The sequence below is a fragment of the Halobacteriovorax sp. RT-2-6 genome (genome assembly GCF_047085025.1).
Taxonomy (GTDB): domain Bacteria; phylum Bdellovibrionota; class Bacteriovoracia; order Bacteriovoracales; family Bacteriovoracaceae; genus Halobacteriovorax_A.
Map to the genome: position 1 here is coordinate 182,433 of NZ_JBKIYH010000003.1, position 24,751 is coordinate 207,183.

The following is a 24,751-nucleotide window of genomic DNA, read 5'->3' on the forward strand; positions in this document are numbered from 1 at the left end:
AAGGCTATTTTTTCGGGAGATACCATGACAAAAATTTTATCATTCTTTTTAATATCAATTACTTTATTTTCTTGTTCCTCTGGTAAGAAGGCAAGAGAGTTTGAAATTGATTATAAAATCTTAAATGCTTCAAACAAAATTGAACCTGATTGGTTAGAAAGTACTGACAATTACAAAGGTGATAAAGACTATCATTACTTCTTATCTCAATCAGAAAATAGAAATAGAAGACTTTGTGTAAAGTCAGCAACAGCAAGATCGACAGCAGTAATTGCTTCTGAAATTTCTCAAGAAATTGCAAACGATTATACTGAAGTAACAAATCTTGATGAAGACTCACAAGAGGTGAAAACATTCTCTGAAACTCTTACTCAATCAATTAGAACTAAAGTATCTGGTGTTAGAGTTAAGGAACAGTATTGGGAAAAGAGACAGAAAATGAAAGATGATAAGTTAATTGGTGATCCATACTATGCTTGTTATTCTTTAGTTGGCATTAAGGAAGAAACGCTACAAAGAGCGATTCGTTATGCTCAAGAAAAAGCTATTGCAGTTGCAAAAGATTCACACAAAGAAGAGCTGAGACAGAAATTTGAAGAATAAAATTTTATTACTATCACTTGTTAGTCTATATTCATTTGGACAAATTAAGTCTTGTCCAAAGGATTTCCTATGTGCGAAGACTTGTGGCCTTAGTGAAAAAGAAGCTACGGAAGATGCACGAGTTGAAATAGCAAAAAATTTTCAAGTTAAAGTAAAAGCTAAGTTTACCTCAATAGAAAGTTCTAATGGCAAATTAGATGAAGGTGAATATTCTGATTTTGTAAGTGAAGAAGTTTCAGAGAATCTTTTTGGCGTTGAAATGATAGAATCCTTTGTCGATGAGGATTCATATTATTGTGTCCTGATGGGGTTGAACACGAAGAAGTTTATCTCTAAATTGAGAAGTGATATTTCAGATCTTAAGAAAGAAAATGAAGAGCTATATAATAGTGGTAATAATTTAGTTTTTTCTAAGATTAGGGCCAATAATAGCGTCATTAAAAAATTAGAATTATATATGATGACTTTAGTGGATAAATATAAATCTAATATTAAAAAATATGACTCTCGATCTAAGAAAGACATTACATTACATATTTATTCACAACCTAAGTTTGAAATAGTTGATAAATTGTTAATAAGTGAATTGAATAAGAATAATGTATTTTCTGGAAAAAGTGAGACACGTTTAAATATTGCGATAGCTCTTATCGACGAGTTTTTAAACGTTGATGGTTTTGTAAAGAAAACATTAGAAATTAATTTCAGAAAAGGAAAATTGAATATTACAAAAAGGTATACACAGACAGGCCGTTCTGAAAATGCAATTATCAAACAGGTTGTTGATGAACTTGCAGATGATATACCTGATATTTTTGTAGATTTAAAAATTTAATGGAGGATATATGAAAAAGATTTTAACGCTAACAATGCTTTTCGCACTAGCTTCTTGTGGGGGATTTCAAGCAGAACGTGTTTCAGGTGATACTTCAGATGAGAAGTCATTAGAAATTACAGATGCATGGGTTACTCGAGACACTGAAAACTCAGTTGAAACAGTAATTCAAAAAATGAAACAACATAAAGGTTTTAAAAATTATTTATTAAAGCTAGGTCGTCGTCCAAAGGTGTTTGTTGCTGAATTTAGTAATCAAACTGCTGAGCCATACTTTCCTTCAGATGACATTTCAGATGAATTCTTAACTCAGTTAAGTGAGTCAGGTGAGTATATTTTAATTGATGCGTCTGCGCGTGAAGCTCTTTTAAAAGAAATTCAATATCAAAATGACGGTATGGTAAGTCCTGCAGAAGCTAAAAAAATTGGTAATGCAGCTGGTGCTGATATTATGATTTTTGGTAATGTAAGAATGCAACCACGCTCTAGAAGCGGAAAAACTCTAAAAGAGTATACGATGAATATTCGAATGACTGATATCTCAAGAGGTGTTGAAGTTATGAGAACAAGAACTCGTGTAAATAAATACTCTGAGAAATCTAAAGTAGGTTGGTAATTAGTTGAAGCAAGCCTATTTTAATAGAATTCTTATTCTTTCATTCCTTATTTTATTTGTCTCATGTGCAGCCAGAAAAGTAAGGGATGAAGGAGATCTAATCTCTTCTTTATATTCTAAGAATGACTACAAGTCAGTTGTTGAAAAAATCAATAAAGGTGAAGTTTATAAAAGAGATGAGGATCGTTTTTTAAAACAGGCCGAGCTTGGAATTGCTTTCTTTAATTTAAAAGATTATGACAATGCTCTTATACATCTGAACAATGCAAAAGAAATTGCAAATGATCTCTATAAAATTAGTATCTCTAATAAAGTAGAATCTCTATTCATTGGTGAAGCTACTGATATTTATTACCCAAATCAATTTGAGCAAGCCAATATTAGATTTTATGAAATCCTTGCTCACTATATGAAAAGCAAAGAAGTTGACTCTGATAATAAAAGAAGATTTCATCAACAGGCGATGGTTTCAACGTTAAGAGATTGGAGTGCCTATATTGAAAATTTCAAGGCACAAAATAGAGGTCGTGCAGTCTATAAAGGATCAACCTTTATCGATCTCATGGGTATTGTTGTTCATGATACTTATGGTAGAGCAAAGGATCGATCAATTGTTAACAATTTCAAAATGATTGGAAAAAAAGATTTAGTACAACAGATGGGTCTTTATCCAAGTTTTAATTCATCTCATAAGAAATATCAGGAAGACTACAAGAAACTTCACTTAGTTTCTCAAGATGAATTATCGAAATATATAACTGAGACGCAAACTTATAAGCGTACACAAGATTTTTTTAATAGTAAGAAATCGTTTAACACTTATCTTATCATTATGAATGGACATGTAATTAAAAAGACTGCCAAGGTATATGATTTTCCTCTTGGTTTACCTGTAGGAGTTTATATTTCTAATAATGAAGGTATGGACGATTTTGTCTCTTTCTCTTTAAAAATGCTTGCTCTTACAAGAGGAGCAGAACCAAAAATTTACTTTGAACTTCCTAAAATAGATTCAAAAGATATATCTACACCTAAAAAGATTAATATTAAAAACTCAAAGGGTGAAGAACTAGATAGTGGTGAATTGATCCTCATGGCAAATACGTCGGAAGTCTTAAGTAGTTCTCTTAAGAATGATGTCGCATTATTAGAGGCCAAGGTTGGTGCAAGGCTTGCCGCCAAACATATTGCGCTTCTTACTTCTGCTTATCAAACATATCGTAGTCTCTATAACAACGGTAGCTTGATTGCTTACTTATCAGCTAGTGCAGCATATGCAGCCGGAAATCGAGCAATACAAGAATCTGAATTGGCAGACCTACGATCTTGGTATGGTATTTATGATCATATTTACATGTATCCTTTGAATTTGGCCCCTGGTGAATATGAACTTCAGATTGATGGCAAAGGCTATAAATTTACTCGTGAAAAAGGAGCTAAGCAAATAGTTCCACTAATTATCAAATAATCCTATTTTGTTAAAATAGAACAATGTTAATAAGTATAAGTAAGCTATCGATCAAAAGTGATTTTAATAAAGTTCAGGCGTTATTTTCGCTACACATGTTTTTATTCTTCTTAGCGAAAGGATATGAATTCTTCAAATTCCAATTTAACTTTATTGCCTTATTTGGAATAATTTTTTCTGTAATTTTATATAGACTCTATTATCGCATGCAAAAAAATGTTCACTATTCTTTTTGGACATTAAGTGTCGTCGTAGGACTATTTATTATTTTTTATATTTTAAGATCCCTATACTACTACAATGATTTTTCACTATTCTTTCTTTATACAATGTCATTGATGCTATTAGGTGTGCTCTGCTTTTCTTTATATACACCTGTTTTCTATCCTGTCATTGGTTGGTGGGAATACGATTTTAGATACCGTAATGACTTAAAGACTAAAGTATATTGCGATGACTTAGATGGGATTGAAGGAAGGTTAGTAGACTTACGACGTAAAGCAGGTGGATTAACTTTATTTGATGATTTGAAAATTGGTCAAAAGCTTGAAATCGAGCCATTCACAACAAGCATTGATGGACGCTTAAGTGTTGAGGTGGTATCTAAGAGACAACATTCAATTGGTAGGCCATATACTTACGGGGTAAGGTTTCACAATACCGATGAAGATTCTCGTCGTCGATACGGCGAATTAGAGAAGTACTGGAACTTTGAGCGAAAAGCTAAGAAAGACAAAAAATTTAAATCATGAATATTAAATCTCACATATGGAATATGAATTTGGCACTTGAAGAAGCGGAAATAGCTTTCAAGGCCGGAGAAGTGCCTGTTGGAGCAATTATTGTTGATGAAAATGATAATGTCATTGCCAGGGCCCATAATCTAAAAGAGCAGCAAAAAGATACAACAGCGCATGCTGAAATAATTGCTATTAAAGAAGCAAGTGAAAAAATGGGGGATTGGAGATTACTTAATTGTACAATCTATATAACTCTTGAACCTTGTCCGATGTGTCTCTATGCGATTTTACAGGCACGTTTCAAAAATGTTGTCTTCGGTGCTTATGATCAAAAAGCTGGTTCTGTATCACTTGGCTATAGCTTTCAAAAAGATAAAAGATTTAATCATAAATTTTCTATCATCGGTGGTGTCGAGCACTTTAAATGCTCGAAAGTATTATCGGATTTCTTTAAATTACGTCGAAAAACTTATCGAAAGCGTCAAAGTTAAATCTCTAGTATTTACATTCTGACGTTATTTATCGAACATATAACATATGTTTAAATTTTTCTTACCTGCAACATTCGCACTTTCGTGCATGGCAAATTCAATGTATTTTGAGGTTGATTCAATCAATCTTAATAGAGCAATTGGAAGTGATTTTCTTGGTGGAAAGGCCCATGCTAGAGATGTTTATATTAAGTATGATGCAGTGGAATTTGATTTAGCTGAAAATGGGGAATTATTTTTAGTTGATACTTTCTTATTTAATAACAGAATCAATTTCAAAAAAGATAATTTGAACCTAACAACACATCTACCTCAGTTTACAGAAATTGATTTTCTTAACATGATCTATGCAAAGGAAGCGAAAATTGAATTTGCACAGTCTGGATTCTTTGCTAATGGACCTCAGTTAAGCATTGGTGCTGATCAATTCCTTTTTGATATCAAAGATGTTGATATTAAATGTCAGAGTGATGAGTTTACATTTAAGCTTGATGAGATTTGTTTGAAAGATATGCATATCAAACCTCTTGAAGGTAAGGAATTTGCAATTGTCGAAATTAAGCAAAATAGTACGAGTCAATCGAATGTAAACATTAGAGGAAAAGAAGTTGCCTTTACTGAAGATAGCATAGTCATTGACGCTCAAAGCGCTACGGGTAATTTATTAAATAGCTCGATCAACTTTAAGAATATAAATATTAACTGTTATAAAGATCCTAATATTAATGCTTTTAATATTGATTTAATTTTTGCTGGCTGCCTAGAAGAGTCACGAATTGCCGGGAAAGAGATTAAGTTATTAAGAGAAGGAATGCCGTTTAATGTTTTTGATGGCCAAGTATATTTTGAGAGAGAACACCTTGGTCTAATTGCTAACCAGCTAGAAGCAAGAACGAAGAAAGGTGAGTTCACTTTCACAAAAATAGAAGCTCGATGTGTGAAGATTGAACCAACAGATAAAGAAGTTGATGCAGTCTCTATTTATGAAGGCTGTCTGAGAAGATCTGATTTCAGTATTCAAAAGATTAGTGAAGATAAGGCCGAGTCAGATAAGAATCGTATCCGTGATTTGAAAATCACTGTTGCAAATGGTCATTTTAGTATGAAGGCCAAGTTGAAATCTGTTTTCACATTTAATTTTAAGGCCGCTGGTAAATTGGATGTCCATCCTGATCAACGAGAAGTACGTATTAAAGTTGATAGGGCCCGTGTTGCTGGTATGACAGCAACAAAATTCGTTTTAAAATTTGTTATGAAGTTCATTAATTCCGACTCAGTGAGTCTGAAAGGTGAGACGATTATCATTAAATACTAGCTTTCATTGACATCGTGCTAAGATAAATATTATATTCAAGGACGGTAGCCGGTCAGACAAATGCAGCGGGGCTAACTCCGCCAGGTCGGGAACGAAGCAACGGTAACCTTTGTTGCATTGTGTTTGTATCGGCTGCCCCTTTCCAATACCTATAATTTTTCCTATAGTTAACAAGTAAAATTTTTAAAATCATATAAAGTGATGGTGCTCAATGTCATATCAGGTCTTGGCCAGAAAATATCGTCCTGCAAAATTTCAAGATTTTGTTGGGCAAGAACATATTGTTAAAACTTTAGTTAATTCTTTAAGAGAAGATCGACTTGGTCATGCGTATATTTTTTCTGGTACTCGTGGAATTGGTAAGACAACAATAGCAAGAATTTTTGCAAAAGCATTAAGATGTGAAGCTCGTGATGAAAACCAAAATCCATGTGGTGAATGTAATGCATGTCATGATTTTGATTCTGCAGCTTCGATGAATGTAATTGAAATCGATGGTGCATCTAATAATAGTGTTGATGATGTAAGAGAGTTAATTAGTAATATTTCTTATCTTCCTTCTAGTGGAAAATATAAAGTTTATATTATTGATGAAGTTCACATGCTTTCTAATAGTGCTTTCAATGCACTTTTAAAAACATTAGAAGAACCACCGGAACATGCCATATTTTTAATGGCAACGACAGAGCCTGAAAAGTTACTTGGAACTGTTCTTTCAAGATGTCAGCGCTTTGATTTTGTTAATGCAACAGTTGAGGAATTAAAGTCTCACATTGTTAATATTGCAAAACTTGAAAATATTACTTTTGCTAATTCAGAGTTAATTGAAACACTTGCAAAATTAGGGAACGGATCTTTTAGAGATACTCTTTCTCTATTTGATCAAGTTTTAAGTTTCTCTTACGGCCAAGATATTAATGAAGATATTTTTGCTCAAGCCTTAGGGATAGCAAAACTTAGCTCTATTAAAACACTAATTGATTCAACTCTTTCTGGTAATGTAGAAGAGTTAACAAATATGTTTAGTGCATTGATCTCACAGAATATCTCACTTCAAAATATTGTGAAATCAATTCTTGAAAACCTTTTTTCAATCGTTATTGCTAAAGATTTCAATGATAGATCACGAGTTTTATCAAAAGTTGATGGTGAAATTTTTGATAAAACGACACGAGCAGAGTTTTACTGGGTTTATGAGACTCTTGCTAAAGATTTTACTTGGACGCTTGAATCAATCATCCCAACAGATGCAACTCTGCTTGCGATGAGAAAAGTAGCATTAAGACATCAAATTATTGCAGATACCCAAGTGGAGGATACTGCGGGAAAGCCTAAGGCCCAAGTTGTGGCCCAAGCTGATGAAGTAAATACTAGTGAAATTCAAACACAGCCACAACCACAACCAGAAAAAATTGAAGTTATAGAATCTGAGGCTGAAATAATAGTTGAGGAGCCTAAAGTTGAAGAAGTTACAAAACCTCATAAGATTATTTTTGATGATCCTATAGAACCAGTAGAACAATCAACTGAAGAAGTCGTTGAAGCCGAAGAAATTAATGAAGTTTCGGCCGTTGAGGAAGTTGTTATTGAAGGACCAAGAACATGGGATGGATTTCTTGCTTACTTGGCAAAGACATCACCAGTAATGGGTGCCAACATGGAACAAGGTAACTTAATTGGCGATCTTGTTGTTCAGCTCGAAAAGGTATCACTTCTTATTGGTTATCCTATTGGCGCAAAAGTTTTTTACGATCATATGAATAATCAGGAAACACTTGAAAAGGTAAGAGAGCATCTTAGAAGTTATTTTCAAGTTCAGGATATCGATCTTTCTATTGAATTAGTTGAAAAGAAAAAAGCAGAAGAGACAGACTTTAAATCAAAGTTTGAAATTAATATAGAAAATGAAAATATTGAAAAGCAAAATCAAAGAAAGGAAATTGAAGGTGATGAAATGCTTCAATTGGCCAGTTCAATATTTAATTCTAAAATTGATAAAATTATCTTAAATGAAGATGAATAAAATCGGAGAATAAAATGGCAAAGGGAATGCAAGGCCTAATGAAACAGGCTCAACAAATGCAGCAAAAAATTAGTACACTTCAAAAAGAACTTGAAAAGCGTGAGCTTGAAGTATCTTCAGGTGGTGGAGCTATTAAAATTACAATTACTGGTAAGCAAGAAATTCAAGCTATCAAAATTGATCCTGAAGCAGTAGATCCGAATGATGTTGAAACTCTTGAAGATCTTGTTTTAACTGCTGTTAACCAGGCTATTAAAGAGTCTCAAGATATGGTTTCGAATGCAATGAGTAAGGTAACTGGCGGTCTAAACATTCCAGGACTTTTCTAAGGCTATAACTTAATGAAACTACCTGAAAGAATTAATAATCTTGTTGATTCATTTTCTAAAGTACCTGGTATCGGTGAGAAGAGTGCTCTAAGACATGTTCTCAGCCTAGCTAAGTGGACTAAAGAAGAGTTAGGCGACTTTGCAATCGCACTAAATGAATTAGCAGAATTAAAAAAATGTAATCAATGTGGCGTTTTTGCGGATGAAGATATCTGTGCAGTTTGTAGTGATATTCATCGTAAAGAATCAACAGAGATTTGTGTTGTTGAGTCTATTACAGATTATATGGCCATTGAAAGAAGTGGCCAATACCGCGGATTGTATCATGTTCTAGGTGGAGTACTTAATCCTCTGCTTGGAGTTGGTCCAGCGGAACTGAATATTGATAAGCTTAAAAAGCGTGTTGATGAGTTAAAAATCAAATCAGTGGTTCTTGCTATTGGTCCTTCTGTTGAAGGGGACGCTACTTGTAGTTACATAAAATCAGTACTTTCAGACGAAGTTAATGTTGATAGAATTGGCTTCGGGATTCCTATGGGAGGGAATCTCGACTACTTAGATACAATGACTATATCTAAGGCATTAGAAAATAAAACCAAAATGTAAGGAAGGTTTATGGATAACATTGAAGTCGTTATTCAAGAGTTTTTTAGAGAATATAGTGGACTAGATTCTCTTGTAAATAGTGGATTGATTGTCTGTCGACAAGATGGAATACCACTTTATTCATTTAAAAGCGTTGAAACTGATTTCGATAGTGATACTGCTGGTGCACTAATTGCTGGTGTATGGCAGGCAAGTTCAGTTCTTTCTCAATTTATCCCTGAAGAAACACAAGATGAATTTAGATTTAATTATGCGACTTCATCAAAAGGGATTTATATAACAAAGCTCTCAGGACTTTTCGATGATATTTATCTAAGCCTTATCTATTTTGATGTCGATAATCCGGCCAAGTTAAAATCAAGAATTAGAAGTATTGAATCGAAGCTTCCAGAATTTATTGAAGCACACTTATCAGGGGATAGTGATCCAAATGAGGTTTTTCTATTTGATGATATTAGTGATAACGAAGTCGATGACCTCTTTGCAGGCGTTTTAGGATAACGGGGGCCAGATGTCTTTTGTAAATTACAATACGAAGGAAATTAATTGTAAGATCGTTTATTACGGGCCAGGTCTTGGCGGTAAGACAACGAATATCCAATACATATATCAGAAAACTGCTGGTGGAAATAAAGGTGAGATGGTTTCTCTCGATTCTGAAAATGAGAGAACAATCTTCTTTGATTTCCTACCACTAGATTTAGGTGAAATAAGAGGATTTAAAACTCGCTTTCACTTATATACAGTTCCTGGTCAAGTTTTCTATGAATCTTCACGTAAGTTAATTCTTCGTGGCGTTGATGGTGTGATCTTTGTAGCAGATTCTCAACTAGAGAGAATGGAAGCTAATATTGAATCATTAAAAAGTCTTGAAGCGAATCTAACTGAACAGGGTTACGATATTGATCAAATTCCAATTGTTTTTCAATGGAATAAGAGAGATCTACCAAACGTAACACCAGTAGAAGATATGAATCAAACACTTAATGCTGATGAGAGGCCAGCATTTGATGCTGTTGCAGTTAAGGGTGTGGGTGTTTTCGAAACCCTAAAAGTAATGTCAAAATTAGTACTAATGAATTTAAAGGGCGGCTTAAAAGAGTAGCCCTTTATATTTTAAAAAGTGAATATGAGCTTCGATTAGTGCCTCTTGGCAGTAGAAAGATGATCTTCTCCCAATGAGGTGGTGGCCATCAAGGATACCTAGCTTAATTCCTCGTTCAAAGTAGTAGGGAAATAAAGAACTTTCCGTATCAACAACTCCGTCATTGTCATTTTTACTTCTAATGAACATTTTCATTAACATCATCCATAGATGACTCTCGTACCACTTTGAAGAAAATCCAATCGATGTATAAAATAAATTTGGATTTAGTTTTTCGTGATTATTTCTCATCCATGGCCTTCGAAAAGTTGAAGAGAGAGATTTTTGCATTTCTTTTGCTAAAATATCTTTTTTACCATCAATGAGTTGATAGAGTTTTGAATCAGAGAAATTATGAATAAGATTCAGCGTTTTAATAAATTTCTTATTAAATGAATTTGATCCCAAGATAGGAGAAGCAATTGTAGAAAGTCCTATAATCGAGTCTTGTTCTTTACTATATTCTGTTAAGTAATGAAGAGAGTCTAGTCCACCTTTAGAAAATGCCACTAACCACAACTTTTCATCTGGATGTTCACTTACATATTGAGAGATTTGATCACGCAGTGACTTAGAGTTTTTTAAGCAATTATCAAAACCGTTAACTTCTGGAGTATAATACTTAATATTATAATTCATTTTCAGGTGCTGACATGCTCTCTCGAATGAAGGAGTAGAGAATAACTCATTGAATACTCCTGGAACTAGAACAATAGTAATATCCGTCTTTGGCTCGTCTAGGTTAGAAATATATGTCGGATGATACTTTGCATATTCTACTTCGTTGTAGATTATTTTAAAGATTTCTTCATCTGTAAGTTCTATTGGTTTACGTGCCTTTAAATCGTTGAAGAAACGATAATTGACCTTATCAAAATCAAATTTATTATCAAAGCTTTTGAAGTTAGTCAGTGAATGAATATAACGAGCAGTTGAAAAGCTAATCCAAGCACTTGAGGTAACAAGATTTCGCATAAGCTTAAGTGCTTCATTAGGTGAGAGATTATTCTTAACTAAATTAAATCTTTCAAGTAGATCTGATTTAGTTAATTCTTTTGCAGAGTTTAAGAAGCTTTTAGAATAATTTTTTCTAGCGTTATATGCGTTAACACGATTCTTAAAATCTAAAACTTTTGATTCAATATATTTATTTAAAATTAAATCAGTATCTCTCATAGTTCTTTTAAATTCCTTGCGCTAGATGTAAAATTTTGGCATTGGTAGTGTATACAAGTCAAATAAATGAAAGATAATAAAAGTTTGTTCACTTTTTTTTCGTGTAAATTGTAACTGCTAACTAGTTGTAAAATAAGGTTATTTAATGGTTGATGAATATAAAGAGCACTATTCGGTCTTAAAAAAAGAATGTCTCGACTATCTTTATTTAGATAGTGAAGAACATGATCAATTACTTTTTGCTGATTGCACATTTGGGGCCGGTGGCCACTCACTAGCAATTGTAAAAAGAGATACTAAGGCCAAGCTAATTTCTTTCGACCAAGATCCTGATGCGTTAAAAAATGGACGTGAATTAATTAAGAAAAACGGTGTTGAGGACAGACTCTTCTTACACGATTCAAATTTTTGTCATTTTGAAAATATTGTCATGGGCAACCATGCTGATCTTGTAAAAGAAAATGGCGGACTCAATGGTGTCCTTCTTGATTTAGGTGTTTCTTCTCACCATTTTGATGAAGGCTCACGTGGTTTTTCTTTTCGTGTTGATGCGCCGCTCGATATGCGAATGGATTACGATAATGACAGTATTCAAACCGCTAAAGATATTATTAATCGATACTCAGCCCAAGACTTAGCAAATCTTTTTAGAGATTATGGTGAGGAAAAATACGCTTGGAGAATCGCTGAGCGAATTGTCCTCGAAAGGGACAAGAATGGCCCGATTAATACAACATTTCAGTTAGCAGAATTGATTAAAGATTGTTATCCGAAGAAATTACAATTTGGTCGTATCCATCCAGCAACAAAATGTTTTCAAGCGTTAAGAATCGAAGTTAATCGCGAGCTTGATGTAATAACCGATGTAATTAATCAGGTGCTACCATTATTAAAGATTGGTGGTAGAATATTAATTATAAGTTTTCATTCATTAGAAGATAGAATAGTGAAGAAACTTTTTAAAGATTATGAAAAAAATGGACTTGGAGAAATGCTTTTTGAAAATGAAGTTAAAAAGCCAATTATCCCAAGTGATGAAGAGATTGCTGAAAACTCTCGATCAAGAAGTGCTAAGCTTAGAATTCTTAAAAGAGTCGTGAGTAAGAAATCGAAGAATAAATACGAAAAGTTTTCAAAGATTGAAAATGAGTAACAATAGGAGATTGTTAAATGGCCTCAAGGATGAGTCGAACAAAATCTAAGAGTGATGGTATTGGATCAAAGCTAAAAGGAATAGTTTTAAGTTCACAAGGTTTACCAATTGTTCTTAGTTTAGTTGTGATTACAGTTTTATTTGTTCTTTTTAGAATGAAAGGGATAGAGCTGAACTATGAAATCGCAACAGTTAAAAAAGAAGTAGAGAGAATTAAAGTTGAGGGCAAAGAGTTGAAAGCTAAAAAAGCTAGACTTCTATCTGTATCGAATTTAAGAAAGATGGCCCGTAACTATAACTTAGCACAGCCGAAGCAGCATCAAATTATTGTTGTTCCAGCTAAGAAGTAAATATAGTGAGTGATAATAATTTAAAGAACAGATTAAAAGTTATATACGTAATTTTCACAATTGCATTTGTTGCTATACTTGTGAAAGCATTTCGTATTCAAGTAGTCGATCGCGGACATTTATTATCACAATCTAAGAAGCAGTTCTTTAGAGAGAGAAAAGTCTTTCCTAGACGTGGCCATATTTATGATCGTAATGGAAATCCTCTTGCTATCAATATTAGAACATATTCTATCTTCACAATTCCTAAGAATATTTCAGATAAGAAAGTTTATGAAAAATTGAAGGCCATTCTACCTGAAATGGAATTAGAGGGCATAGCTGAGAAAGCTCTTGAGAGAAATCGTTTTACTTGGATTACTAGAAAATCTAAGTTAACAGAAGAGCAGGTTGCCGCGATTAAAAAACTTAAGGGTATTTATATTGAAGAGATACCAAAGAGGATTTATCCAAACCATGAGTTAGCTGCTCAAACACTAGGTTTTGTTGGATTAGACAATAATGGGCTTGCTGGTATTGAGCACAGATTTGATAAAGAACTTAGAGGTGAGCCACAAATTATTAAATACTTTAAGGATAATAAAGGTCGTCCAGTAAGATATGTAAGTCAAAATATCCCAACGGAAAGAGCAAACGATGTTTATCTTTCGATCGATAAAGAAGTTCAAGCGGTTGCTGAAAAGGCCATTAAAGAAGCCGTAGAGAATGTTGATGCGAAACGTGGCGGTGTTGGTGTAATGGATGCCGAAACAGGTGAAATCATTGCAATGGCCAATTATCCTACATTTGATCCTAATGATGTTGGTGACTCAAAAAGTAGTGATCGTAAATTGGCGTTTATTAGTGATCCGTTTGAACCTGGTTCAACACTTAAAGTACTAACATTAGCTTCTGCCTTAGAAAATAAGGTTGTTCGTCCCGATACTAATTACTACTGCGAACAAGGCCGTTTAAAAGTTGAAGATCATATTATTAAAGAAGCTGAATCAAGAAAGAAATTTGAATGGCTTTCTGTCGAAGAAATTCTTATGTATTCATCTAATATTGGAACAACTAAAATTGCCTTTGATTTAACATTTCCAAAATTAAAGAAAACTCTAAATGAATTCAAAATAGGTGAGAAGACAGGAATTGAACTTCCTGCTGAGTCACGTGGAATTTTTACAGACGATAAAAATGTATCGCCTCTATCATTAAGTAATATCAGTTTCGGACAAGGCGTTGCTACAACTGGAATTCAAATGCTTGCAGCCTTTGCAGCAATTTCAAATGACGGTGTTTATGTTCAACCTACAATTTTAAAAGTTGATGACCCGAAGAAAGTTAAGTCAAAAAGAGTTCTACCACCAGAGATTGCAAAATCCATAACAGATATGATGGTAAATACTGTTGAGAGAGGAACTGCGAGAAAAGGAAAAATTCCTTATTTTAAAATTGCTGCAAAAACATCAACAGCACAAAGAGCTGATAATAACGGCCGTTATACTGGTTATATTCCTGGATTTCTAGGCTTTCCAGTAGGAGTTAAGAAGAAGTTTGTCGTTTACTCATATGTTGATAAACCAGCGCGTGGTAAATCATATTATGGAAACTCTGTCGCAGGACCGGTCTTTAGAAAAGTAACTGAATACCTACTTTACAAAAATAAAGAATTTGAAGGTCTAGCTGAGAATGAAGCTTATAAGAACGATATTGCATTCGACTCTGTAAAGAGGGTTCAATCAGCTAAGCGCTATACTGGACGTAGCACAGTTCCAAATTTTGTGGGCCTTGATAAAAAGTCTGCAATGGCACTGGCGCAAAAGTTAGAAATCGACTTAAGTCATATCGGAGTTGGTGTTGTTAGGGAACAATCACCTGAAGCCGGAAGTACTCGCGATGGAGAAGTCATTGTAAAGCTTAAGTACGCACCACCAACATATGAATAAATTAATCTCAAAATATAAAATAATATTAAAAGGTCTAAGCGACTTAACTGCCAATCTTGATCAAGCAAAACCTTGTGATATTGCTTTTTATCGTATTCATGACAATGAAAAGGCTATGGCCCTTTTTCGTGAGCGTTATCAAAAAGGAAGTGCAGGACTTGTTATAACAAATAGAGAAGTCTCAGATATTACAACTCTCGTAGTAGATGATAACGATTTTTATAAATTACAAGAAGAGCTAGTAGAAGAGCTATATCCTATAAATCGTGAAGTGAAGTTAATTGGTATTACTGGGACGAATGGAAAATCTTCAGTTGCTCATTTGTGTCAGTTAATTTTGAATGCAAACAATTTAGATGCTTGTTGTATTGGTACTGTAGGTGTCGTTAAAAATGAAAGTGAAATCATGGAGAGCTTATCAGCTACTACACCTTCTTTCATTGACCTACGAAGAATAATTTTCAAGTTAAAAAATATTACTTACTTTTGTTTAGAAGTTAGTTCTCACGCATTAGAGCAAGAGCGTGTTAAGAAAATGAAGTTTAATTCGATAGGTTGGACTAATTTTACTCAAGATCACCTCGACTATCATGGAACAATGGAATCTTACTTTAATGCCAAGGCAAAACTTGCTAAGTATTGTGATACAAGCTTTATCATACCGCGCTCACAAAAAAATGAATTCCAAGATAAGTTAAATTTTGATTTAGCTCCAGAGACTAAGAATTTATATGGAGAAGAATTTAACCTCAGCTATAACATAGATAACTTAGAGCTTGCCTTTGCTCTATGTGAAAGAGCTTGCGGTATTAAGTTAAATAAAAATATAAAGCTATCTTTACCAAAAGGAAGATTTAATCTTTTTAGAAAAGGCGATAGTGTATTTATTGTCGATTACGCACATACTCCAGATGCTATTGTAAATATTTGTCGTGAAACAAAAAAGCATTTTGCCTCTTATGACATTATTACTCTTTTTGGTTGTGGTGGCGATCGCGATCGTACAAAACGTCCAAAGATGCTTGCAGCAGCACTTGAGTTTAGTGACAAGGTTGTCGTTACAAGTGATAACCCAAGAACTGAAGAACCTGCAGATATTATTAATGATATTCTTGAGGGCAATGAAAGCGAAATCGATGTTGTTGTTGATCGAAAAGAAGCAATTCATAAATACGTAAGAGAATATAAACGTCCTACTGCAGTGATTATTGCAGGTAAGGGACATGAAGAGTATCAGGACATTAAAGGTGTAAAACACCACTTTAGTGATATAGAAGAAGTAAAGAGTGCATTAGGTGAATTATGATAATTTCAGATTTTAATAAAATCACTGGTCTAGTGAAGAAGATTGGTAAGGATTTAGATAGTGAAATTCTTCTATCAACTGACTCGCGTATGCCTAATGGAAAAAATACATTTGTAGCTCTAAAAGGTGAGCGCTTTGATGCATATGACTTTATAGAGGATGCCATTAAAAATGGCGCGAAATCGATTGTTCTAACTTATTCGCTTGAGAGAGAAGAACAAATAAAAACTCTTTCGAATCAATACACTGAGACATGTTTCTTTCTTGTTAATGACAGCCTTTCATTTCTCCAAGAAGCTGCAAAATATAGAATTACTGAATGGAAGAGTAATGGAGGTTTTGTTTTTGGACTAACTGGTTCAAATGGAAAGACAACGACAAAGGAATTATTGTTTTCCTTAGCAAAATCTATTCTTCATGATGCAGTTATTTGTACTCAGGGAAATTTAAATAATCATATAGGAGTGCCACTCACAATATTCTCAATTAAAGATGATCACAAATTTGCGATTGTTGAGATGGGAACAAATCATTTTGGTGAGATTGAAGTTCTTTGTGAAATAGCTCAACCTGATTATGGTTATATAACAAATGTTGGCCATGCCCACACAGAATTCCTTATTGATCTTGATGGAGTATTGAAAGAGAAGTCTGCTCTTTATCGTTGGGTAAAAGATCATGGGAAGAAATTCTTCTTAAATATGGAAGATGAGAAACTAGCAACACTTGCAATTACTGATAAGATTATTCCTGTTTCTTCAGATAATGTATGTGAGTTTGAAAGTGAGTTTATTAAGGAATCATACAATCGCTGGAATGTTCAAGCTGCCTGTTTTATTTTAGAAAATATTTTTTCATTAAGTTTATTTCATGAACTTAAAAAACTGAGGCTGCCAGAAAATAAAAGAGCACAGTGGATTAATGTTAATGATTCAAAAATATATTTAGATGCATACAATGCAAATCCAACTTCTATGAAGTTAGCGATCACAGAGTTTGCAAAACAAGTTCCATCTCAAAAAAATGTTATCTTTGTAATTGGTGACATGAATGAGTTGGGGGATAAGACCCAAGAGCATCATGAAGAAATAGCAGAGCTCTTAAATGATTTAAAGATTAAGGATGCTATCTTTATTGGACGATTTTCAGAATTTTATGCAAATAGATATAGCGGCGAGTCTAAAACGTTTAAAAATCTTGATGATTTCATCCCAAATTGGCCATCAGTATTAAATTCGTACGATTATATTTTTTTAAAAGCTTCTCGTTCTTTACAACTAGAGAGGCTAATAGATATAACTATGTAATATAATTTAAAAACCAGGTGATTACATGCTGTATCATTTCCTCTATCCCTTAAGGGATGAATTCTTCGCATTTAATATTTTTAAATACATCACATTTAGAACAGTTGTGGCCTTCTTGCTCGCGACAGTTATCTCAGTTATTTGGGGTAAGTACTTTATCGGATTCATGCAACGAAAGCAGTTTGGACAAGTGATTCGTGATGATGGACCAGAGTCTCACTTAAAAAAGGCCGGAACTCCAACAATGGGTGGTGTTTTTATCTTGGGTACGATTCTATTGACTCTGTTAATAACTGGTAATTTTAATTCTCTTCCAGTTCTTATCACTTGTGGTGTTACAGCATCATATTTCGTTCTTGGCTTTATTGATGATTATGCAAAGATCTCTAAAGGAAATACTAAAGGTGTTTCGGCCAGAGGTAAGCTTATATGGCAATTTGCAACAGCGCTTATTGCAGTATTTGCAATGGTCCATTTTAACGTCATTGATACACAACTATTCGTTCCTTTTGTTAAGGGGCCAGTTTTTAATTTGATGAGTTTCTTTGTCATCTTTGGTGCCATCGTTATTGTCGGCTCGAGTAACGCCGTAAACTTAACAGATGGTCTAGATGGTTTGGCCATCGGTCCAATTATCACATCTGCAGCAACTCTTGGCTTTATTGCTTATGCAACAGGTCACAGAGAGATCGCATCATACCTTTTTGTGCCGTACGTTGAAAATGTTGGTGAATTAGCTGTCATTGGTGCTGCAATCGTCGGTGCAGGCGTTGGATTTTTATGGTATAACACATACCCAGCTCAGATTTTTATGGGTGACGTGGGGTCCCTTGCCTTAGGTGGTACACTAGGGACAATGGCCGTACTGACAAGAAGTGAATTACTTTTTGTTATTATTGGTGGTGTTTTTGTTGCCGAAGCAGTTTCGGTAATTTTACAGGTTGCTTCTTATAAAACTCGCAAGAAGAGAATTTTTAAGATGGCGCCGATACATCATCACTTTGAGCTGCTCGGTTGGGCCGAGCCAAAAGTAATTGTTAGATTTTGGATTATAAGTATATTTTTAGCGATTCTAGCAATCGCAACTTTGAAGATGAGGTAATTAATGGATAGATTTAGAAACAAGAATATTCTAATCGTAGGTATTGGAAAAACTGGTTTCAGACTCATAAACTTCTTTAATCGTCTTGAATGTAATATTCGAGTAACAGATATTAAACCTATCTTCGATCTCAATAAAGCAGTTAAGAAACTTCGTAAGATTAAGCCAGCAGTTGAAATGACTTTTGGTGAACACCTTGACGATGACTTTATTAATGCAGACGTTGTTGTGTACTCTGGATCGGTTGATCCGAATATGCCACAACTTGAGCTTGCAAGACGTGAAGGTAAAGAGGTTTACTCAGAATTCGCTCTTGGTAATAAGCTTTGCCGTAAGCCAATCATCGCTGTTTGTGGATCTCATGGTCGTACAACTGTAGCACACATGATTGGATTTACTCTAAGACAAGATGGAAAGAATGTATTCGTTGGTGGAACAAGTGAAAGTCCATTTATTGAGTATTCAATGCTTCCAAACAAAGATGAAATCGATTACGTAGTTGTTGAAGTTTCAGCAGTACAAATGAGACGTCTAACAGACTTCCACCCTAAGATGGTTGTCTTTACTGATATCGCAGATACTTACCCACAAGGACAATTCACGTCGATGGGTGAGTACATGGAAACAAAACTAAGTATCATTAAGACTTTATCTCCTGATGACACTTTAATTGTTAACTTCGATAAGCTTGCAAATAATAGCTTCTTTAGAAATGCAAATTGCCAAACTTATTGGTACTCGAGAAGGTCATTCGTTAAGCTTGGTGTAATGGAAGAGATTCAAGGAACGCACTTCCACGATCGTCGTATCCATTCAAATATCAATTACCACTCAGAATTTGTTGTTAAGAAAATGAGAATCATTGGTCAAAACAACCGTGAAAACTTACTAGCTGCTATCACTGCATGTAAGGCACTAGACCTTTCTGATGAAGCAATTCAAACATGTGTAACAAAATTCCCAGGAATTCCACACAGAATTGAATTCTTAATGGAAAAGAACGGTGTATCTTTCTATAACGATTCAAAAGCTACTGATATGAGAACACTAGTTGAGACAACTAAGGCGTTTAAAACTCCTGTTATCTTAATTGCTGGTGGGAAAGACATTGAAGAACTTGAGTATGAAGCATTCACTGATGAGCTAATCCAAACGACAAGAATCATTGTTCTAGTTGGTGAGGCAAAAGAAAGAATGAACCGTGCTCTTGGTGAGCACCCACAAACTTTCATTGTTGGATCTTTTGAAGAGTCTGTTCTATTTGCTTATCAAAAGTCGAGAACTGGTGACACGATTATTCTTTCACCAGGTAACCCTGCTACGGATTTCTTTAGAGATTACGAAGAGCGTGGGAACTACTTCAAAAAACTTGTTTATCAATTGTAATTTTTTGAAATAATAATTATAGAAATGCCTGCTTTATGCAGGCATTTTTTTTATGCCTAATACAGAACAAGTTTTAAGTCATATGATCTCGTCATGAAGGTTCTGTTATTTTTTATTTTTGTTTCTATTTTTTCTACTCAAATCAAAGCTAATCCAGATTATGTAAAAGTCTGTGAAAATCTAGTTGATAAGCGCTTAACAAAGTACAATCAATTTCGTTTTAAAAAGCAATGCTCGCAAATTACGACTAAGTATCAGTACCAATGCTTAACAGATATTTTAGATAATCGAAGGGCCTTAAGCCTAGTTGAGTTTAATGCTTGTACATATGTGAAGAGCGCAGAGACTTATGCAAGTATTCGTGAAGTGGCCAAGTATTACCACAGTAGTGTGAATAGTTTTCACGTAACAGTAGCGGCATTAGTTAAAAATAAAAAAGAAAGAGAGTGTGTTTTAAGTATCATTCAAAGAGAAGGTCTGGATCCATTCAACGCCTATACTTGTTTTGATGAGCGTGGATTTGATTCAATAAGACAATTTGCTCAGATGTACATCAAGTAATCTAACGCACGGTTTCTTATATTTATACTGCATCGAATTCAAAATTCATATATTATGAATATATGAACACTCTTGAAAACACGGATCGTTTTGGAAAACTCTTTTTAATTATCACATCAATTATCGTTGGTGTTGGTATTGTCATGGTTTACTCTTCATCTTATATGTTTTCAAAAGAAGTTTACGGTACAAGTCTTCACTTCTTTTCAAGACAAATACTTTTTGCACTAGTAGGCGTAGCAATGGCCTATGTTGTCGCAAAGACGAAGTATCAATTTTGGATTAAGTTTTCATTTCACTTAAATCTTGTGGTCGCTTTTCTATTAGTTCTAACTTTTATTCCTGGATTAGGGGTTGTTGCAAAAGGTGCCAACCGATGGATCAATTTAGGATTTGGATCTCTTCAGCCTGGAGAGCTTGCAAAGTACACAATCCTTATGATGTCTCTTTTCTTTTTTGAAAATTACGAAAAGCTAAATTTAAAGAATCGACTAAAGTACATTGCAAATATAGGCTTAGTCTTATTACTACTTCTTTTACAACCAGATTTTGGTACATTTTTTATTTGTGCTTTAGGAATGGGTTTTTCTTGTTTCATTTCAAACTTCAATAGAAAGTACTTTTATATCATGGGCGTAACAGGCACGATTCTCTCGGCGCTAATTCTCGTTGCTCAGCCTTATCGTGTTAAGCGTCTAATGGCATTTCTTGATCCTTGGGCCAATCCAAGAGGAAGTGGTTTTCAGGTAATTCAATCATGGATTGGGTTTGCTAATGGTGGCTTTTTTGGAAAGGGAATTGGCAATAGTTTGGAAAAATTATTTTTTCTTCCAGAAGCACATAACGACTTTATTTTCTCAGTTATTGGTGAAGAATTTGGTTTCTTAGGGGTTCTAGGTTTTGTCGTACTTTTCATTGCCTTTACTCATATTGGTTTTAAGCTTGCCTTAACTTTAAAAGACGACATCGCTAAGAAAATGGTCATGTCCATTATTTTTATCATTGGTGTTCAAGCATGTTTAAATATGGGTGTGGTTTTAGGACTTCTTCCAACTAAAGGCTTAAACCTTCCTTTTGTTAGTTATGGAGGCTCATCTCTAATGAGTAATCTAATTGCAATCGGTGTAATCTTCTCTTGTGTGTCACGTCAACGATCGATATCAAATGAGAAGCCGTTTTTTTCTCAACAATAGCCATTATATGCGCTAAATTTAGAAGAAGTAATCTTGTGAAAAGGAACAAGTATGAATATTAATATTCAAAATATTAGCGTGCATTTTATTGGAATTGGTGGAATTGGTATGAGCGGTATCGCTGAAATTCTACTAAGCCTTGGCTATAAAGTAACAGGTTCAGATATTAGTGAATCAGCAAATGTTGCAAGACTTAGAAGTCTAGGAGCTGAAGTATTTATCGGACACAAGCGTGAGAATATCACACCGGATACTACTGTGGTGGTTTACTCATCTGCTGTTAACGAAACAAATCCAGAAATGCAGATGGCGCGTGAAAAACAAATTCCTATTATGAGAAGAGCTGAGATGTTAGCTGAACTTATGAGACTTAAAAGAGGAATCGCAATTGCTGGTACTCATGGCAAGACGACGACAACGAGTTTTTTAGCGACGATCTTACAGGCCAGTAACTATGAGCCAACATATATAATTGGTGGTATTGTTTCCAATCTTGCTGGTCATGCAAAAGTTGGTACTGGTGAGTATCTTGTTGCAGAAGCGGACGAATCAGATGGATCATTTCTTATGCTAAATCCAATTATGTCTGTCGTAACAAACATCGATCTTGATCACATGGATCACTATGGAAGTGAAGATGTATTAATGGATAGCTTTGAAGAATTTATTAATAAAGTTCCATTCTATGGCCTTTCTTCTTTAAATGCAGATGACAAGAGACTAATGAGTCTCGTGCCAAAGGTTAAAAAACCTATTGTTACTTTTGGAATTGAAAAAGAAGCAGATTACAGGGCCGTCGATATTAAAATGTCTGATCTTTGCTCTGAGTTTGATCTTATTGTTGACTCGCAAAATCTTGGACGTTTCACAATTAATCTTCCAGGTAAGCACAATGTTCAAAATGCTCTAGGGGCTATCTCTATTGCACATAAAATGGGAGTTCCTGTCGACATGATTAGAAGCTCAATTCGAAGCTTTGAAAATGTAGGGCGTCGTTTCCAGTTACTATATAAAACAGATGAAGTGGAAATCTTAGATGATTATGGTCATCATCCAACAGAAATTGCTAACACTCTAAATACTTTAAAAGAAATTAGATCACATAAGAAGATTGCAATCTTTGAACCGCACCGTTTTTCAAGAACTAAAGACTGTTGGAATGAATTCCTACATTGCTTTAATGATGTTGATGAATTGTATATGTGTCCAATATATCCTGCCAGTGAAAGTCCTATCCCAGGAATTACTTCAGAAAGATTAGTTGAAGATATTAATCGTCTTCACCCTGGACTTGCAAAGAATATTGAGCTTAAAGATTTAGATACAATTATTAAGTCTAATAAGAATTCGACAATTATGACTTTGGGAGCTGGGTCTATTGGCCGTGTGATTAGAGAATGGGTCTTAGATAACGATCGCAATGAATAAGATTGAAGATATCCTAAGTAATATTCAAAATATTGAAGTTGAGATAGATAAAGATTTATCAAAATATTCAACGATGAGACTTCAGTCTAAAGGTGACCTAATTACTGTAAAGGATTTGGTTGCCCTTAAAGAAGTTGTAAAAACACTTACGTCTAAAAATATAACTTATATGCTTTTAGGTCTTGGTGCTAACCAACTTTTAAATGAGAGAATTGAAAATCCAATAATTAATTTAGACTTTGATTATGATCGTGCGATATTTAATCAATATAGAGAAAGTTATATTCTTCCTGCGTCAGTGAGATTATCAAGCTTAACTTCTCATGCCTCAAAATTTGGTAACAAAGGATGGGACGTTATAACAGGGATACCTGCAACTCTTGGTGGGGCCGTATTTATGAATGCTGGCACAGGCCTTGGCTGGATTAGTGAAATCATCGCCTGCGTTTGGTATATTGATAAAGAGGGGAATGAATATCTTCATGAGGTAACGAAAGATAGTTTTTCTTATCGTCAAAACAACTTTCTAAAGCCAGGTGACGTAGTTTATAAAGTCGAGCTAGTTGCTAATGGGCAAGATAAATACCTTGGAGAAAAGATTCGTAACTACTTACTAATGAGAAATAAGTCACAGCCATTAAAGGAAAAAACTTGTGGAAGTGTCTTTAAAAATATCGTTGGAGATAAGCGAACTTGCACTGCAGGACAATTTATTGATATACTTAATTTGAAAGGATTACAGGTTGGTGACGTACGAGTAAGTAATCTCCATGGGAATTTTATGGAGAATTTCGATAAAGCCACGGCCAGCGATGTAAAAGAACTTATTAAAATTGTTCAGGATGAGCTTTACCTCAATTACGGTTTAAAGTTTGAGCCTGAAGTCAGGATAGATATTTAATGAAAAAAGCTATTTCAATTATTTCTTTTCTTCTTTTGAGTGGATCTGCATTAGCAGTCTCTCAACCTACGGAGAAGATTAAATATAAGACAGCTTTTGGTAAATGTCCTTCACGTGCTGCTGGAACACTTACACTGAAACTAGTGAAAGACTTTGAAAAGAATCGTTCTTTAAGAAGTATGAAGAATCTTATTGCAGCAGATAAATTAAAAGAAAAACATTTCTTATCAGATTACGCTATTAAGTATGATCCAATGGAAGGAATGCTAAACTTTATCTACGAATGTCCATCCCCATTAATGAAAGTTCAAATCTATAAAGAGAATGGGATGGAGTCTTATGAAGCAATTCTTGTTGATAATGGTCAACTATTTGATCCTACTTATGAGATACTTCTAAGAACTGAAAAAAAATTAAATTATGCTCTACCATACCTTGCTATCCCAGTAGGGGAAATGGATAAGACTGTTCAGAAAAATATCACTCGTATTATTGCAGATCTTGATCTTGTTTTTAGAAAGTTGATTTCTGAAGTTATCATCAGTGATGATAAAGAGTTAACGATGATTCTTTCAATTAAAGGAAAGCCTTCGAGCGTCTTTATGGGTAAAGATGAATGGCCTCTTAAAGTTGAAAAGTTGACTCAAATCATTGGTTATATGAACAAGAAAAAGAAAATTCCATCTGTGATAAATATTACAAATTCCAAAAAAGTTGTTGTCAAGTTCAACGACTAATTCTAAAATTTCATTATATGCGGTAAAAATTGCCGTTAGATTTCTTTATTAAC

Annotated in this window: 25 protein-coding genes and 1 other RNA gene; 25 read left to right on the top strand and 1 reads right to left on the bottom strand. The window is 34.2% G+C overall.

Annotation, left to right across the window (positions count from 1 at the left end):
* The first annotated feature begins 24 nt into the window (after positions 1–24).
* The 13 genes from ACMAYS_RS14730 to ACMAYS_RS14790 all read left to right on the top strand — a co-directional run bounded on the left by ACMAYS_RS14730 (position 25) and on the right by ACMAYS_RS14790 (position 10,131).
* Positions 25–603, top strand: coding sequence for a hypothetical protein (locus ACMAYS_RS14730; RefSeq protein WP_392993881.1), 579 nt, complete (start codon positions 25–27; stop codon positions 601–603).
* Complete coding sequence (locus ACMAYS_RS14735) at positions 593–1,438, top strand: LPP20 family lipoprotein (RefSeq protein WP_103218540.1); 846 nt, start codon at positions 593–595, stop codon at positions 1,436–1,438. The genes ACMAYS_RS14730 and ACMAYS_RS14735 overlap by 11 nt, the downstream gene beginning before the upstream one ends.
* 10 nt (positions 1,439–1,448) lie before the next feature.
* Positions 1,449–2,054: a CsgG/HfaB family protein gene (locus ACMAYS_RS14740; protein ID WP_103218539.1), complete on the top strand. Its 606-nt coding sequence runs from the start codon at positions 1,449–1,451 to the stop codon at positions 2,052–2,054.
* Positions 2,055–2,058: 4 nt separating this feature from the next.
* Complete coding sequence (locus tag ACMAYS_RS14745; RefSeq protein ID WP_103218538.1) at positions 2,059–3,522, top strand: hypothetical protein; 1,464 nt, start codon at positions 2,059–2,061, stop codon at positions 3,520–3,522.
* Positions 3,523–3,728: 206 nt separating this feature from the next.
* On the top strand, positions 3,729–4,274 hold the full coding sequence (locus ACMAYS_RS14750) for a PilZ domain-containing protein (protein WP_393099625.1): 546 nt from the start codon (positions 3,729–3,731) through the stop codon (positions 4,272–4,274).
* Between the two features lie 23 nt (positions 4,275–4,297).
* Positions 4,298–4,753, top strand: coding sequence for a nucleoside deaminase (locus ACMAYS_RS14755; protein WP_199177556.1), 456 nt, complete (start codon positions 4,298–4,300; stop codon positions 4,751–4,753).
* A 46-nt stretch (positions 4,754–4,799) separates the two neighbouring features.
* Complete coding sequence (locus ACMAYS_RS14760) at positions 4,800–6,068, top strand: hypothetical protein (protein WP_146037880.1); 1,269 nt, start codon at positions 4,800–4,802, stop codon at positions 6,066–6,068.
* Between the two features lie 43 nt (positions 6,069–6,111).
* Positions 6,112–6,208, top strand: an RNA gene (gene ffs, locus ACMAYS_RS14765) — signal recognition particle sRNA small type.
* A 71-nt stretch (positions 6,209–6,279) separates the two neighbouring features.
* Positions 6,280–8,091, top strand: coding sequence for a DNA polymerase III subunit gamma/tau (dnaX, locus tag ACMAYS_RS14770; RefSeq protein ID WP_412463535.1), 1,812 nt, complete (start codon positions 6,280–6,282; stop codon positions 8,089–8,091).
* A 14-nt stretch (positions 8,092–8,105) separates the two neighbouring features.
* Positions 8,106–8,420 (top strand): YbaB/EbfC family nucleoid-associated protein, encoded by a 315-nt coding sequence (locus ACMAYS_RS14775; RefSeq protein ID WP_103218533.1) that lies wholly within the window; start codon positions 8,106–8,108, stop codon positions 8,418–8,420.
* 12 nt (positions 8,421–8,432) lie between these two features.
* A complete protein-coding gene (gene recR / locus ACMAYS_RS14780) occupies positions 8,433–9,026 on the top strand; it encodes a recombination mediator RecR (protein ID WP_392993869.1) in 594 nt (197 codons plus the stop codon).
* Positions 9,027–9,035: 9 nt separating this feature from the next.
* On the top strand, positions 9,036–9,527 hold the full coding sequence (locus ACMAYS_RS14785; protein WP_103218531.1) for a hypothetical protein: 492 nt from the start codon (positions 9,036–9,038) through the stop codon (positions 9,525–9,527).
* A 10-nt stretch (positions 9,528–9,537) separates the two neighbouring features.
* A complete protein-coding gene (locus ACMAYS_RS14790) occupies positions 9,538–10,131 on the top strand; it encodes a GTP-binding protein (protein WP_103218530.1) in 594 nt (197 codons plus the stop codon).
* On the opposite strand, the gene ACMAYS_RS14795 is transcribed toward ACMAYS_RS14790, so the two are convergent.
* Complete coding sequence (locus ACMAYS_RS14795) at positions 10,120–11,346, bottom strand: esterase/lipase family protein (protein WP_103218529.1); 1,227 nt, start codon at positions 11,344–11,346, stop codon at positions 10,120–10,122. The genes ACMAYS_RS14790 and ACMAYS_RS14795 overlap by 12 nt on opposite strands.
* Positions 11,347–11,491: 145 nt before the next feature.
* On the opposite strand from ACMAYS_RS14795, the gene rsmH reads away from it, so the two are divergent.
* The 12 genes from rsmH to ACMAYS_RS14855 all read left to right on the top strand — a co-directional run bounded on the left by rsmH (position 11,492) and on the right by ACMAYS_RS14855 (position 24,698).
* Complete coding sequence (rsmH, locus tag ACMAYS_RS14800; RefSeq protein WP_412463536.1) at positions 11,492–12,499, top strand: 16S rRNA (cytosine(1402)-N(4))-methyltransferase RsmH; 1,008 nt, start codon at positions 11,492–11,494, stop codon at positions 12,497–12,499.
* Between the two features lie 17 nt (positions 12,500–12,516).
* Positions 12,517–12,849 carry a hypothetical protein gene (locus ACMAYS_RS14805; protein WP_103218527.1) on the top strand — a complete coding sequence of 111 codons (333 nt, stop codon included), beginning with the start codon at positions 12,517–12,519 and terminating at the stop codon, positions 12,847–12,849.
* Positions 12,850–12,854: 5 nt separating this feature from the next.
* Positions 12,855–14,777 (top strand): penicillin-binding protein, encoded by a 1,923-nt coding sequence (locus ACMAYS_RS14810; protein WP_412463537.1) that lies wholly within the window; start codon positions 12,855–12,857, stop codon positions 14,775–14,777.
* The gene (locus ACMAYS_RS14815; protein ID WP_412463538.1) at positions 14,770–16,083 is read left to right on the top strand and encodes a Mur ligase family protein; all 1,314 of its coding nucleotides are present in this window, start codon (positions 14,770–14,772) and stop codon (positions 16,081–16,083) included. Before ACMAYS_RS14810 ends, ACMAYS_RS14815 begins: the two co-directional genes overlap by 8 nt.
* Entirely contained in the window at positions 16,080–17,390 is a 1,311-nt protein-coding gene (locus ACMAYS_RS14820; protein ID WP_412463539.1) for a UDP-N-acetylmuramoyl-tripeptide--D-alanyl-D-alanine ligase, read from the top strand. The genes ACMAYS_RS14815 and ACMAYS_RS14820 overlap by 4 nt, the downstream gene beginning before the upstream one ends.
* A 25-nt stretch (positions 17,391–17,415) precedes the next feature.
* Positions 17,416–18,492, top strand: coding sequence for a phospho-N-acetylmuramoyl-pentapeptide-transferase (mraY, locus tag ACMAYS_RS14825; RefSeq protein WP_103218523.1), 1,077 nt, complete (start codon positions 17,416–17,418; stop codon positions 18,490–18,492).
* Between the two features lie 3 nt (positions 18,493–18,495).
* On the top strand, positions 18,496–19,878 hold the full coding sequence (gene murD / locus ACMAYS_RS14830; protein ID WP_103218522.1) for a UDP-N-acetylmuramoyl-L-alanine--D-glutamate ligase: 1,383 nt from the start codon (positions 18,496–18,498) through the stop codon (positions 19,876–19,878).
* Positions 19,879–19,971: 93 nt separating this feature from the next.
* On the top strand, positions 19,972–20,439 hold the full coding sequence (locus ACMAYS_RS14835; protein WP_412463540.1) for a hypothetical protein: 468 nt from the start codon (positions 19,972–19,974) through the stop codon (positions 20,437–20,439).
* Positions 20,440–20,501: 62 nt separating this feature from the next.
* Positions 20,502–21,632 carry a putative lipid II flippase FtsW gene (gene ftsW, locus ACMAYS_RS14840; protein WP_412463541.1) on the top strand — a complete coding sequence of 377 codons (1,131 nt, stop codon included), beginning with the start codon at positions 20,502–20,504 and terminating at the stop codon, positions 21,630–21,632.
* Between the two features lie 51 nt (positions 21,633–21,683).
* Positions 21,684–23,060, top strand: coding sequence for a UDP-N-acetylmuramate--L-alanine ligase (murC, locus tag ACMAYS_RS14845; RefSeq protein WP_412463542.1), 1,377 nt, complete (start codon positions 21,684–21,686; stop codon positions 23,058–23,060).
* Positions 23,053–23,961: a UDP-N-acetylmuramate dehydrogenase gene (gene murB / locus ACMAYS_RS14850; protein WP_412463543.1), complete on the top strand. Its 909-nt coding sequence runs from the start codon at positions 23,053–23,055 to the stop codon at positions 23,959–23,961. Before murC ends, murB begins: the two co-directional genes overlap by 8 nt.
* A complete protein-coding gene (locus tag ACMAYS_RS14855) occupies positions 23,961–24,698 on the top strand; it encodes a hypothetical protein (protein ID WP_103218517.1) in 738 nt (245 codons plus the stop codon). The genes murB and ACMAYS_RS14855 overlap by 1 nt, the downstream gene beginning before the upstream one ends.
* The last annotated feature ends 53 nt before the right edge of the window (positions 24,699–24,751 follow it).

What these genes read in the sequence shown, in the direction of transcription:
- ACMAYS_RS14820 (WP_412463539.1), top strand. Translation starts at nt 16,080, where the DNA reads ATGATAATTTCAGATTTTAATAAAATCACTGGTCTAGTGAAGAAGATT.
- ACMAYS_RS14790 (WP_103218530.1), top strand. Translation starts at nt 9,538, where the DNA reads ATGTCTTTTGTAAATTACAATACGAAGGAAATTAATTGTAAGATCGTT.
- dnaX (WP_412463535.1), top strand. Translation starts at nt 6,280, where the DNA reads ATGTCATATCAGGTCTTGGCCAGAAAATATCGTCCTGCAAAATTTCAA.
- ACMAYS_RS14775 (WP_103218533.1), top strand. Translation starts at nt 8,106, where the DNA reads ATGGCAAAGGGAATGCAAGGCCTAATGAAACAGGCTCAACAAATGCAG.
- mraY (WP_103218523.1), top strand. Translation starts at nt 17,416, where the DNA reads ATGCTGTATCATTTCCTCTATCCCTTAAGGGATGAATTCTTCGCATTT.
- ACMAYS_RS14835 (WP_412463540.1), top strand. Translation starts at nt 19,972, where the DNA reads ATGAAGGTTCTGTTATTTTTTATTTTTGTTTCTATTTTTTCTACTCAA.
- rsmH (WP_412463536.1), top strand. Translation starts at nt 11,492, where the DNA reads ATGGTTGATGAATATAAAGAGCACTATTCGGTCTTAAAAAAAGAATGT.
- murD (WP_103218522.1), top strand. Translation starts at nt 18,496, where the DNA reads ATGGATAGATTTAGAAACAAGAATATTCTAATCGTAGGTATTGGAAAA.
- recR (WP_392993869.1), top strand. Translation starts at nt 8,433, where the DNA reads ATGAAACTACCTGAAAGAATTAATAATCTTGTTGATTCATTTTCTAAA.
- murB (WP_412463543.1), top strand. Translation starts at nt 23,053, where the DNA reads ATGAATAAGATTGAAGATATCCTAAGTAATATTCAAAATATTGAAGTT.
- ACMAYS_RS14785 (WP_103218531.1), top strand. Translation starts at nt 9,036, where the DNA reads ATGGATAACATTGAAGTCGTTATTCAAGAGTTTTTTAGAGAATATAGT.
- ACMAYS_RS14795 (WP_103218529.1), bottom strand. Translation starts at nt 11,346, where the DNA reads ATGAGAGATACTGATTTAATTTTAAATAAATATATTGAATCAAAAGTT.
- ACMAYS_RS14805 (WP_103218527.1), top strand. Translation starts at nt 12,517, where the DNA reads ATGGCCTCAAGGATGAGTCGAACAAAATCTAAGAGTGATGGTATTGGA.
- ACMAYS_RS14750 (WP_393099625.1), top strand. Translation starts at nt 3,729, where the DNA reads ATGCAAAAAAATGTTCACTATTCTTTTTGGACATTAAGTGTCGTCGTA.
- ACMAYS_RS14815 (WP_412463538.1), top strand. Translation starts at nt 14,770, where the DNA reads ATGAATAAATTAATCTCAAAATATAAAATAATATTAAAAGGTCTAAGC.
- ftsW (WP_412463541.1), top strand. Translation starts at nt 20,502, where the DNA reads ATGAACACTCTTGAAAACACGGATCGTTTTGGAAAACTCTTTTTAATT.
- murC (WP_412463542.1), top strand. Translation starts at nt 21,684, where the DNA reads ATGAATATTAATATTCAAAATATTAGCGTGCATTTTATTGGAATTGGT.
- ACMAYS_RS14755 (WP_199177556.1), top strand. Translation starts at nt 4,298, where the DNA reads ATGAATTTGGCACTTGAAGAAGCGGAAATAGCTTTCAAGGCCGGAGAA.
- ACMAYS_RS14855 (WP_103218517.1), top strand. Translation starts at nt 23,961, where the DNA reads ATGAAAAAAGCTATTTCAATTATTTCTTTTCTTCTTTTGAGTGGATCT.
- ACMAYS_RS14740 (WP_103218539.1), top strand. Translation starts at nt 1,449, where the DNA reads ATGAAAAAGATTTTAACGCTAACAATGCTTTTCGCACTAGCTTCTTGT.
- ACMAYS_RS14730 (WP_392993881.1), top strand. Translation starts at nt 25, where the DNA reads ATGACAAAAATTTTATCATTCTTTTTAATATCAATTACTTTATTTTCT.
- ACMAYS_RS14760 (WP_146037880.1), top strand. Translation starts at nt 4,800, where the DNA reads ATGTTTAAATTTTTCTTACCTGCAACATTCGCACTTTCGTGCATGGCA.